Raw genomic sequence first — 11,280 nt, forward strand, 5'->3', positions numbered from 1 at the left:
TGCTGGATCTTCATGGCCCGCTCCACGGCAGCCGCGGCATAGAGCATGGTCACCTCCCTCGACCATGGCTCTACCCGAGACCGCCCGAAAAGCGGACATTTCACTTGCTCTCGGGAGCGGACAGATCATGTGCTCCCTACAGTCTGTCACAAGCGTCTTGACAGGGGGTACCCCCTCTGCTAGCGTGTCGCTGGTCGCATTCGTGACGTGCCTGATCCGTACGTGAGCGAAAAGTTCGAGTCTTAGCAAGCGGCGCCGAGAGGACCTGAGTCCTCGACGGCGCTTTTTTTGTTTCCCCCGATCCCGGGGGAGCCCCAGCCATGGTGGCGCGGGGATCACGGGGGCGGTCTCACGGCCGACCCAAGGAGAGAGGAACCAGACGTATGGCACAAGGCACGGTCAAGTGGTTCAACGACGCGAAGGGGTACGGCTTCATCCAGGTCGAGGGCGGCGAGGACGTCTTCGTCCACTACAGTGCCATTCAAGCCCAGGGCTTCAAGAGCCTGGCGGAGGGCGACAAGGTCGAATTCGAAGTGACCAAGGGCCCGAAGGGCCTGCAAGCCTCCAACGTCCGCAAGGTCTAATCTCTCCACTGATCACTTGACGGCCCGCCGGGTTCTCCGGCGGGTCGTTTTATTTTCCGCCGCGCACAAAAAAGAGCCCCGACGGCTTCTGCGGCTTCGGAACGTCCGGGCCGCCCCGCTGGTGAAAAGCGGGACCGTCGGGGCCGGTGGCTCCTGGGTCCTCCAGGCCCACCTGCGCCTGCTCTACCTCAGGGCCTTAGGAGGTGACCACCTCACAGATCACCGTAGGGGTACACATCGGCTGGATCACCTCCCTTTCTCGGCGCGGCCCGTAGCGGGGCCCAGGACCACCACCTCGCGCCGGACGCCGACTCCCGGCTCGAGGCTCGGTCACGTCGCCCACGGCGGGATTGCCACGGGGGACGATCCAGGGAAGCCTGTGTGAGCTCCGACCGATTTCCTTTATCCTACCTAAGTCGTCTGCGGCGGAAAAGAGTTTTTTCACTTCACCGCGATGCGCCCGTAATTCTTGTCGATCACGGCCTTGCCGACCCCCGGCACCTTCTCGAGATCCTGCGCGCGCTTGAAGGGACCGTGCGCTTCGCGCCAGGCGATGATCTTCTTCGCCATGCCCGCGCCCACCCCTTCGAGCTTCATGAGCGCGCTCTGGTCCGCCTCGTTGATGTTGACCTTGCCGTCGGTCTGCGCGTGCGCCTTCGCGGGGGGATGCGGCGGCTTGTCGTCGGCGCCCCACGCCGTCGCCCCCGTGAGCCACCACGCACTCACCACCATTGCCATGAGCCACCGTGTCGTCCTCATACGCCCCTCCTTGGAGGAATGTGATACCGCTGACGCGCATTCCACTCCGAAAGGGCGGGGGCTGACAATGCCCAGAATTCCAGACAGGGGACGTGTATCTAGTCGAGGTCGGGTCGGGTGAGGCGATCGAGATACGCGTCCCACTCCCAGGGCAGCAACGACTGCTTCTTGGCATTGCAGTCCTTGCAGGCAGGCGCGACATTGGCTCTGACGGAGCGACCGCCGCGGATGAGGGGCACCACGTGATCGAGGGTGAGGGCGCGGGCGCCGACCTCACGCGCGCAATAGTGGCAGCGTCCGTCGGCGATGCGTCTTTTCCACCAGCCGCTCTGGCGGAGCTCTCGCGCCCGCGCCCGCTCGCGCCGGAGGGCGGCCGCGTCGGCCACGGGGATGAACCGCTCCGCCGCCGTCATGGCCTCTCCACCGCGGCGAGGGACAGCGAGAGGTCTTCCCACTCCTTCATGAGCCAGGCGACCTGCTGCTCGGCGTCTTTTCGCTGCTGAGAGATGACGCGGGCGCGGTCACCGTCGCGGTAGAGATCAGGATCGGCCAGGGCCAGCGCAATCTCCTCGAGACGCCTCTCGAGCTCGGCGATCTGGGTCTCCACGGCGGCCAGGCGCGCCTGGAGAGCCTTGATCTCCCTCGAGAGGGCTTTGCCCACCTTGGGCGTCGCCGAGGGCGGCGTCGAGGACGGATCCTTCGGATGTGGCCCGGGCCGACGGGGCGGAGGGGCCGGGCGGGTCGGGAGCGGGGCGGCCTTCCCAGGGGCGGCCTTCGCCGGGGTCGCCGGGGCGGGGGCCGCCCCCGACGCCTTGCGCGCGAGGTAGTCGTCATAGCTGCCGATGTGGACGTGCAGGCGGCCGTGTTCGACCTCGACCACGTGACTGGCCATTCGATTGATGAAGTACCGGTCGTGGGAGATGAACACGATGGTACCCGTGAAATTCGCGAGCGCGTCCTCGAGCACTTCTTTGGAGGCGAGGTCGAGGTGGTTGGTGGGCTCATCGAGACACAAGAGCGCCGCGGGCCGGACGAGCATCTTGGCCAGGGCCACCCGGGCCTTCTCCCCGCCCGACAGCACGGCCACGCGCTTGTCCACGTCGTCGCCGCTGAAAAGAAAGGAGCCCAGGATCGTGCGCAGGCGCTCGAGGCTCGCCGACGGATCGGCCTGCTCGAGCTCCTCGAGCACGGTGCGTGACGGCTCGAGGGCGTCGAGCTGATGCTGCGCGTAGTAGTGCACTCCCACATGGGTCCCGAGCGTCCGCTCGCCCCCGTCGATGGGCAGGACGCCCGCCAGGATCTTGAGAAGGGTAGACTTGCCGGCGCCATTGACGCCCACGAGAGCCACGCGCTGGCCGCGCTCGACCTCGAAGTCGGCCCCCGCATAGACCACGGTGGTGCCGTAGGCCTTGTGGATGCCCACCAGCCGTCCCACGAGCCGCCCCGTGCGCGGCGGCTGCGGAAACGTGAAGCGGATGCGCCGCGCCGCTCGCGCGACTTCGATGCGCTCGAGCTTGTCCAGCATCTTGACGCGGCTCTGGACCTGACGCGCCTTGGTCGCTTGATAGCGAAAGCGCTCGACGAAGCGCTCGATCTCGGCCACGCGCTTGGCCTGATTGCGGGCGCGGGCCTCGAGGAGGGCCTGGCGCGCCTCGCGCTCGACGAGGAAATGATCGTAGTCGCCCTCGTAGAGGGTGACGCCCCCCTCCGTCACCTCGGCGATGGAGGTGACCATGCGGTTGAGGAAATACCGATCGTGGGAGACGACGACCACGCTGCCCTCGTAGGAGGAGAGAAATCCCTCGAGCCACTGCAGCGACTCGATGTCGAGGTGGTTGGTCGGCTCGTCGAGCAGGAGCAGGTCCGGGGCCAGGAGCAGGAGCCTGGCCAGGGCCGCCCGCATGCGCCATCCGCCCGAGAACTCCGCGAGCGGGCGGTGGACGTCGTCGGTCGCGAAGCCGAGCCCCCCGAGGATGACCTTGGCCTGGGCCTCGAGCCGATAGCCACCCAGCGCCTCGAAGCGGTGCTGGATCTCGCCGTAACGCTCGGTCACCGCCTCGCTCGCGGCCGGGTCGGCCATGAGATCCGCCAGCCGCTCGAGCTCGGCCTCGAGCCGCCACACGTCCTCGAACCCGGACAGAGCCTCGGCGAGCACGGTACCCGCCGCGAGGCCGCCGACCTCCTGGGGCAGGTAGCCCACGCTCACGCCCGTGTCGCGATGAACGCGCCCGGCATCGGGCGGCTCCACTCCCGCCAGGATGCGGCAGAGCGTGGTCTTGCCCGCGCCGTTGGGACCGACCAGCCCGATCCGCTCGCCACGGCCGATCCGCCAGGAAGCCTCGCGAAGCAGGGGCCGCCCGCCGAAGCCCTTGGAGATGGCGTCGAGCGCGATCATGTCGGAGCTCGTCCCCTGCCGTCCCGCTCCCTAGCCCATGGCCTGGACGCGGCCCGGCGTGATCGTGAAGATGACGCGCACCTCGTCCGGCTTCCGGTAGGGGTAGCGATCCTTGCCCAGATACTTCTTGGCCAGCGAGTCGATATGCGCGTCGGCGCCCGCCTCGGTGACGGAGGCGACCCGGCCTCTGATCTGCAGATACCGATACGGGTTGTCCGGGTCCATGATGGCCAGGGCCACGGCGGGCCGGCTCCGCAAGTTCTTGTCCTTGATGCGGCCCTTGGCCGTGTTGATGCGGATATGGCTGCCGTCCCAGTCGAACCAGACCGGGGTGACCTGCGGCGTGCCGTCGGCATTGACGGTGGCGAGGCTGGCGAAGGCCTTCTTCTCGAGCAGGTCCTTGAAGCCGGAGGGAATGTCGGTCATGTCGCGGGCCCTTTCCTGGTGATCTCGTCCATGACGGCGAAGGCGTGGCGCACCGACTTCATGCTCACCGTCCCTCCCATGATGGCCCCGACGTCGAGTGTCTCGGCGATCTCTGCGGCCGTCGCGCCCAGGTGGAGGACCTCCTCCACGCGGTGCTCGATTCAGTCGAAGCAGTTCTGGACCACGGCCACACTGAGCGCGGTCAGCTCCTTGTGCTTCTTGCTCAGGGCGCCATCGGAGAAGACGCGCCTGGCGAGCTCGCTGACGGTGCCCGGCACCTGCATCGGGCTCTTGGCGATAAGACCGTTCAGCCGCTTCCGTTCCTGGTTCTTCTCGTGCACGTGGATCATGCCGTCTCCTTTGGTGGCTCTCCGGTGAGCATGCGGGCGCGGGCCTCCGCGAGTCCCCGCAGCGCGAGCAGGAGGCGGACCAGGCACTGCTGGACCAGGGTCGCATCCTGGGCGGTGGGGTCCGCCATCCACTGCCGCGCCCACTCGCGGCTCTCGGACTTCAGGCCGAGCGTCGGCGAGAGCGCCTCAAGACGGAGGAGGAGATCGTCGGCGGGCAGCCCCTGCGCGCGCAGGCGCGAGACCACGGCACCGCGCACCGCCGCGTTCCACACTCCCGTCAATGCCTCGAGGAGCGCCGCATAGCAGGTCGTCTCGGGCTTCTGCCTGAGGTGCTCCACGACGGCGGCCACGAGCGGGTGAATCGCCGGCTCGCCGTCTTCGTCCACGCCGGCCAGCCCGGCCAGGAGCGGGTCGCGTCCGGGCTCCTCGAGTCGCTCGAGCAGATCCACGAGCTCGCCGACCGATACCGGAGGCAGACTGGCCAGGCGCTCGAGGAGCGGTGCGTCGCCTGGCACCGTCTAGCCGCCCGAGGGCGTGGCCGGCTCCTGCGCCGCGGCCAGCTCGTGCATCTGACCGGCCGGCACGAGGAAGGCCGAGGCCAACGCCACCACGGCAACCACGAGCCCCACGATGAAGACAGCTCCCACGGCATGCGCCATGGCCGGACGCATCAGGGCGAGCACGTCGGCGCCGAGGGCGGCGCGGGTGGCCGGGTTGACGATGAGGTCGGGGTGCGCGACGGTCTCGCGCAGCCTTTCTTGTAGTCCCGCCGGCGCGGCCGCGAGTAGCCCGGACAGCTCCTGGTGAAGGCGCTGGGCCATGACCGAGCCCATCACCGCCACGCCCACGGCGCCGCCGATGCTGCGGAAGAAGCTGGTGAGCGACGTTGCGGAGCCCAGCACGGAGCGGGGGACGGCGTTCTGCACGGCGATCAGCATGGGCACGAACACGAGCCCCATGCCCGCCCCGGCCAGGGTGATGTCGCGCATGGCGATGCCCCGCGTGAGCGATTCGTTCCAGCCCGCGAACAGGACGAAGGCCAGGGTCAGGGCGACCATGCCCACCAGCACCACCGACCGATAGCCGACGCGCAGCACCAGCCGCGCGCCCAGGATGGAGCAGGCCACCCAGCCGACCACGAAGGGCATGAGCACGACGCCCGCCTCGGTCGCGCTGGTGCCGCTCACCGCCTGCAGGTAAAGCGGCACGAAGGCAATGGCGCCGAACATGGCCATGCCGGAAAAAAACCCCGTCACCGAGGCGGCTCGAACCATGGGATTGCCGAAGAGCGCGAGCGGTACCACGGGCTCGGCCGCGCGCCGCTCGATCATGATGAAGACGGCCAGGAGCACGACGGACAGCCCCAGGAGCGCGAGCACCGAGAGTCTCCACCAGGAGGCGCCGCGGCCGGCCTCGATGAGACCGATGAGGAGCGCGGAGATCGCGCCCGCGAAGATGGCGGTGCCGCCGTAGTCGAAGGCGGCCGCGCGTCTCTCCGTCCGCTCGCCCGCCAGTCCCCACCCGATGGCGGCCATGGCGAGGAGGCCAAATGGGATATTGATATAAAAGACCCAGCGCCACGACACGGCATCGGCGAGGAAGCCGCCGATGAGCGGGCCGACCAGGGACGCTACGCCCCACACGCTCGAGAAATACCCCTGCATCTTGGCCCGGCGCTCGATTCCGTAGAGATCGGCGATGATCGTCATGCCGATGGTGATGAGCGAGCCCGCGCCAAGGCCCTGGATCGCGCGAAACGCGATGAGCTGGGCCATGCTCTGCGACAGCCCCGAGAGCGCCGATCCCACGAGAAACAGGCTCAAGCCCGTGAGGTAGACCCGCCGGCGGCCGTACTGGTCGGCCAAGCGGCCCCAGAGCGGCATGGTCACGGTGGCGGCCAGGAGGAAGCCCGAGAAGGTCCAGGAGTAGATCTGGATCCCCCCGAGGCTGGCAATGACGGTGGGCATGGCCGTGGCCACCACCGTCGACTCCATGGCCGCGAGGAAGATCGAGCCCATGACGCCCGCCAAGACGAGCCTGCGGTGCGGTTCCCCCCTGTATTCAGCCATCGATTCCCACTTAGTGGCCGCCCGTGCAGCCGGCGCACCGGCACAGGGCGCGGAGAATCCGGAATGGATAGAGGCTCTCGTGGCCGTCGGACCATGTCACGCGAAGGCCGTCGGCCTGCTTCTTGATGTCCTTCGGCCAGCCCATGGCCTGGGTCAGCACCACGCCCGGCTCGGGCGTGTGCACCGGATCGTCGAGGCGCAGCCGCTCGAAAGGATAGATGCTCGCGTGATTGTCGGCCCAGGTGACGCCAACAGCGTAGCGGCCGACCAGATGCACGTCCTTGGGCTCGTCGGGATTCGGCTGGCCGAGGATGGGCAAGCTGAGCTTGATGGCCATGGCGTCCTCAGGCCGCCTTCAGGCGGAGCCGCTCGCCGGCCAGAAGATAGTGCACGGCCACGTTCTGATGTCGCCCCCACGTGAGCGAGCGCCTGCGTATGGCCGCTTCGCTCAGCGCGCGGCCCCGGCCATAGAAGTGCTCGAAGGCCCGGCGCACGCCGAGATCGCCGGCGGCACAGACATCGCCACGGCCGAGGTGCCGCGCGAGAAACCACTCGGCCGTCCATCGCCCGAAGCCGCGGACGGCCGTGAGGGCCTCGATCACCTCGTCATTCGTGCGCCGGGCGAGCGCGTGGAGATCCAGCTCACCCGCCACGACCTGGCGCGCCAGGCCGACGACATACTCGGCCTTGCGGGTGGTGAACTGCATGCGCCGCAGATCACCGACGCGGGCGCGGGCCAGCTTGGCCGCCTCCGGGAATCCGTACACGGTGTGCCGACCGACCTTCACGGGCGTCCCGAAGCGGCGCACCAGACGCGCGCGTACGGTGAAGGCGAAGGCGAGGTTGACCTGCTGGGCGCACACCGAGCCTACCAGCATCTCGAGCGGCCTCGGCTGGAGCGTGGGTCTGAGCCCGTAGAGACGCGACATCAGCACGCGCAGCACGGGGTCTCCGGATGCCTCTCGGTAGAAGCCCTCGAGGTCCTGGTCGAGGCCGCAGAGGTCACGCGCCTCGGCCACCGCGGCGTCGAGCACGCGCGCGCTGCGGACGCCGGGGACGGACACGGATAGGCGCGCGGCGTCGACCGGGCCCGACCACCGGAGCTCGAAGCCGTGCCAGCGCCCGGCCACTTCCACCGCGCGCACGAGCGCGTCGCCGACCAGGCGATTGCACGGATCCTCACCCCAGAGATGGAAGCGCGACAGGGTGTGGGCGGCGTCGAGCGGCCCTTGAACGGAGATCTCGGTCTTCATGGCGGGCTCTCAGTCTACCAGAGCGGCGCCGCGGGCGACACGACCGGTCAGTGGCGAATGTCGAAGAAAAGCGGGCCCGGAGGCACGGGTCCGCTGTCATCCAGGCACTTGACCACGAAGTTGAGGTCCACGATCTCCTCGGCGAAGGGGCGCAGCATGGCGCAGGCCGCCGACTCGGCAGGCAGCGGCACGAGGAGCTGCCGGACCCCGTGCAAGCGCAGCACCCCGGCCAGGTTCGTGAAAGCGTCGAGCGCCTCCGGTCCCTCCAGCATGACGTCGAAGGCCTTGACGGCCCGGAAGGCGAAGGGATCGAGACGCCGGGCGGGTCTGTCGTCCCAGAGGGACAGCCACGCCGTGCCCGAGCGCTCGCCCGCCGTCCAGCTGCCCGTATAAGCGCCCTCGGGCGGTGGAGAGAAGAGCTCGCGCTCGAGGAAAACCGGTACGAAGTGGTGCGACTGGACCGCGGCGAGACGGAGCCGCATCAGGTGTGGGTCGCGGTACAGGTCGAACTGGACGGCCCGGGGCGTTCCCTCCGGCTCGAAGCGGGCGAGGTCGAGGACGAGATAGTCAAAGCGCCCTATGGTCTCGAAGCCCAGCGCGGTGACCATCTTCATCGAGGGGGTGTTGGTGGTCTTGATGAGGCCGGTGAAGTAGCTCGCCCCCTGATCCAGAGCCCACCGCTCGGCCGCTTCGATGAGGCTGGGTCCCAGGCGCCTTCTCTGGAGCCCTGGTACGACCCGGGTATTGAAAGAGTAGGCCGTCTTGCGGTGACCGCCAGCGATCCGGACTTCGGTCATGGCCACGCACTCGACGCCCACGACCACCCCATCCTGCTCGACCACGAGGACCCGGGACGAGGGATAGGCATCCGTCCGGGCGAAGAAGTTACGGCGCGCCTGGAGGAGAGCCGCGCCGGAGCTATGGTCATCGTCCTCGATGGCGATGAGGGCCTCATGGTCCTCCTCTGTCGCCGCCCGCAGGACGACGTCCTGCGCAACCCTGTTCAGGACCGTCTGCGACATAGGCCCCCTCCCCGGCAGCTTCCAACCTTCGACGCGATGGTACTCCAGCCGGCAAAGCTGTGCCGGGGAAAGTGCGAAATTCCCGACCCTGCCAAGAACCTGGGCAAACGATTGACGAGGACGTCCTTCGCGAGCCGGACACCCGCCATGCAGGCTGCTCAAAAAGGTCCAGATGCGAGGCGGCGCCCCGCTGTTCGAGTTGAGCGACGGCTCTTAGGCGTTGCGAGACGAGGACCGAGTAGATCCGCACGCGAGGCGTAGTCTCTCTACGTTGAGCGTGCGGATCAACTCAGCTCTCGTCTCGCGACGGCCAGGGACTGCCGCTCAACTCGAAGGGCGGGGCGCCAACGAAGCAGATGGGCCTTTTTCAGCAGCCTGCTAGTGCAGGTGGTAGGGGACGTCGGTCACCACCACATTCTTCCTGAAGAGCAGCGCGCCCTTGATCAGGAGGGCGGTCTGGTTGTGCAGGAGGTGCTGCCACCAGTGCTTGGGCACGAACTCGGGGATGACGATGGTGACCATGTGGGTGTCGCCGAGGGCCAGGAGATGATTGAGGTAGTCGAGGAAGGGCTGGAGGAGCGATCGATAGGGCGAGGAGAGGACGACGAGGGGCGCGCCCATGCCCCACTTGATCCACTTCTCCTCCAGCCGCCGCGTCCTGTCCGGGTCGAGCTCGACGTAGACGCCCTTGACCGAGGGGGCGAGCGTCCGCGCGTACTGCAGCGCATGGATGACGCCCCGGTGGATATCGCCGACCAGCACGAGCACCGTATGCTCCATGGGGGGCGGCCCCCCGTAGCCGTCGAGCGAGAGCTGCCCGGCCACATCGGCGTAGTGGCGATGGATGGCGATGAACATGGCCACGAGCAGCGGGATGAGCAGCACCACCACCCATGCCCCGTGGGTGAACTTGGTGGCCGTGATAACGAGCACCACGGCGCCCGTGGTGACGGCGCCCACCGCATTGACCCACCAGCGCCAGCGCCAGCCCGGCTCGCGGCGCACGAGCCATCGCCGAACCATGCTCGCCTGCGAGAGCGTGAAGGACAGAAAGACCCCGACCGCATAGAGTGGGATGAGGGCGTGGGTGCTACCGCCGAAGATCACGAGCAGGAGCGCGGCCGTTCCCCCGAGGATGAGGATCCCATTCGAGAAAACCAGGCGATCGCCTCGCGTGCCGAACTGGCGCGGCAGGAAGCCGTCCCGAGCGAGGAAGAAAGACAGTCGCGGGAAGTCGGCGAAGGCCGTGTTGGCCGCCAGCACCAGGATGAGCATGGTGGCGCCCTGGATGCAGAAGTAGAAGAGGCTCTCACCGAAGATCTGGCGGGCGAGCTGCGAGACGATCGTCTCCTCGGCCACGGGGGTTAGATGATAGTGCCGGGCCAGGAAGGTGATACCCATGAAGAGCGAGATGAGGATGACGCCGAGCCAGCCGAGCACGACGCCGGCGTTCTTCGCTTCCGGAGGCTTGAAGGCGGGAATGCCGTCGGAGACGGCCTCCACGCCGGTGAGGGCCGCGCAGCCGGAGGCGAAGGCGCGGAGAATGAGGAAGACGGTCAGCTCCTGCGTGGCGGGAACGATCGGACGGGCGGCCTGCGCGGCCACATCCCACCCGAAGGCCCACCGCACGAGCCCATAGAGAATGAGGGTCCCCGCCGCGGCAATGAAAAGGTAGGTGGGCAGCGCGAAGAGCTTGCCCGACTCGCGCAGGCCCCGGAGGTTGGCCAGCGTGATGGCGGTGACGAAGCCCACGCCGATGGCCTCGCGATAGTCGAAGAGGATGGGGACGGCGGAGGTGAGGGCGGCCACGCCGGCCGCCACGCTCACGGCCACGGTGAGCACATAGTCGATGAGAAGCGCCCCCGCCGAGACGAGGCCGGGAAGCGTCCCCAGATTGTCCTTGGTGACGATGTACGAGCCGCCGCCCTGCGGGTACGCGAGAATGGTCTGGCGATACGAGCTGACCACCACGGCGATGAGGATGGCGATGGCCCCGCCGATGGGGATGGAGAGATAGAAGGCCGCGCTGCCCGCCAGCACGAGGATGAGCAGGATCTCTTCTGTCGCGTAGGCGACGGAGGACAGGGCGTCGGAGGAGAACACGGCCAGCGCCGCGGTCTTGGAGAGCCGCTCGTGACGGGCCTGGGCCGTGGCCAGAGGGCTCCCGACCACGAGTTTCTTGAGTGCGTGGAGGTTCACCGGCTGTTCTCGAAAGACCTACCCTAGCCGCGCCGCGGGCGGCCGTCAAGCCTTAGGCGACCCCGTCGGTCTCGAGGTCGATGGTCTGGCCGTGAGGTGAACCGCACGTTGACCACGACGATACTCTGCCGGAAGAGGCGCGCCCCGCGGACGAGGAGCGCGGTCTGATGGTGCGGGGGCGTGCGGCCACCGATGACGCGGCAGGAGCTCGGGGAACGCGCCC

At 68.1% G+C, this 11,280-nt stretch carries 14 protein-coding genes; 1 reads left to right on the plus strand and 13 read right to left on the minus strand.

Annotated elements, in window-relative coordinates:
- Window positions 1-383 precede the first annotated feature (383 nt).
- Window positions 384-584, plus strand: coding sequence for a cold-shock protein (locus VGT00_03500; GenBank protein ID HEV8530463.1), 201 nt, complete (start codon window positions 384-386; stop codon window positions 582-584).
- Between the two features lie 441 nt (window positions 585-1,025).
- Here the strand turns inward: VGT00_03500 and VGT00_03505 are convergent, their stop codons facing one another.
- The 13 genes from VGT00_03505 to VGT00_03565 all read right to left on the minus strand — a co-directional run.
- Complete coding sequence (locus tag VGT00_03505) at window positions 1,026-1,343, minus strand: helix-hairpin-helix domain-containing protein (protein HEV8530464.1); 318 nt, start codon at window positions 1,341-1,343, stop codon at window positions 1,026-1,028.
- Window positions 1,344-1,441: 98 nt separating this feature from the next.
- Window positions 1,442-1,756 carry an HNH endonuclease gene (locus VGT00_03510; protein ID HEV8530465.1) on the minus strand — a complete coding sequence of 105 codons (315 nt, stop codon included), beginning with the start codon at window positions 1,754-1,756 and terminating at the stop codon, window positions 1,442-1,444.
- The gene (locus VGT00_03515; GenBank protein HEV8530466.1) at window positions 1,753-3,738 is read right to left on the minus strand and encodes an ABC-F family ATP-binding cassette domain-containing protein; all 1,986 of its coding nucleotides are present in this window, start codon (window positions 3,736-3,738) and stop codon (window positions 1,753-1,755) included. The genes VGT00_03510 and VGT00_03515 overlap by 4 nt, the downstream gene beginning before the upstream one ends.
- A gap of 30 nt (window positions 3,739-3,768) precedes the next feature.
- Window positions 3,769-4,164, minus strand: coding sequence for a PPOX class F420-dependent oxidoreductase (locus tag VGT00_03520; GenBank protein HEV8530467.1), 396 nt, complete (start codon window positions 4,162-4,164; stop codon window positions 3,769-3,771).
- Window positions 4,161-4,313: a hypothetical protein gene (locus VGT00_03525; protein HEV8530468.1), complete on the minus strand. Its 153-nt coding sequence runs from the start codon at window positions 4,311-4,313 to the stop codon at window positions 4,161-4,163. Before VGT00_03525 ends, VGT00_03520 begins: the two co-directional genes overlap by 4 nt.
- A 12-nt stretch (window positions 4,314-4,325) precedes the next feature.
- Entirely contained in the window at window positions 4,326-4,514 is a 189-nt protein-coding gene (locus VGT00_03530; GenBank protein HEV8530469.1) for a hypothetical protein, read from the minus strand.
- Window positions 4,511-5,029 (minus strand): hypothetical protein, encoded by a 519-nt coding sequence (locus tag VGT00_03535; protein ID HEV8530470.1) that lies wholly within the window; start codon window positions 5,027-5,029, stop codon window positions 4,511-4,513. Before VGT00_03535 ends, VGT00_03530 begins: the two co-directional genes overlap by 4 nt.
- A gap of 3 nt (window positions 5,030-5,032) precedes the next feature.
- The gene (locus tag VGT00_03540; GenBank protein HEV8530471.1) at window positions 5,033-6,583 is read right to left on the minus strand and encodes an MDR family MFS transporter; all 1,551 of its coding nucleotides are present in this window, start codon (window positions 6,581-6,583) and stop codon (window positions 5,033-5,035) included.
- A 10-nt stretch (window positions 6,584-6,593) separates the two neighbouring features.
- Entirely contained in the window at window positions 6,594-6,920 is a 327-nt protein-coding gene (locus VGT00_03545; GenBank protein ID HEV8530472.1) for a gamma-butyrobetaine hydroxylase-like domain-containing protein, read from the minus strand.
- A 7-nt stretch (window positions 6,921-6,927) separates the two neighbouring features.
- Complete coding sequence (locus tag VGT00_03550; GenBank protein HEV8530473.1) at window positions 6,928-7,836, minus strand: hypothetical protein; 909 nt, start codon at window positions 7,834-7,836, stop codon at window positions 6,928-6,930.
- 47 nt (window positions 7,837-7,883) lie between these two features.
- Window positions 7,884-8,858 carry a GNAT family N-acetyltransferase gene (locus tag VGT00_03555; protein HEV8530474.1) on the minus strand — a complete coding sequence of 325 codons (975 nt, stop codon included), beginning with the start codon at window positions 8,856-8,858 and terminating at the stop codon, window positions 7,884-7,886.
- Between the two features lie 378 nt (window positions 8,859-9,236).
- Window positions 9,237-11,057, minus strand: coding sequence for an APC family permease (locus VGT00_03560; protein HEV8530475.1), 1,821 nt, complete (start codon window positions 11,055-11,057; stop codon window positions 9,237-9,239).
- Window positions 11,058-11,080: 23 nt separating this feature from the next.
- Window positions 11,081-11,280 (minus strand): hypothetical protein (locus VGT00_03565; protein ID HEV8530476.1); only part of this gene is annotated, 200 nt, incomplete at its 5' end.

This window comes from Candidatus Methylomirabilota bacterium (assembly GCA_036002485.1).
Taxonomy (GTDB): domain Bacteria; phylum Methylomirabilota; class Methylomirabilia; order Rokubacteriales; family CSP1-6; genus AR37.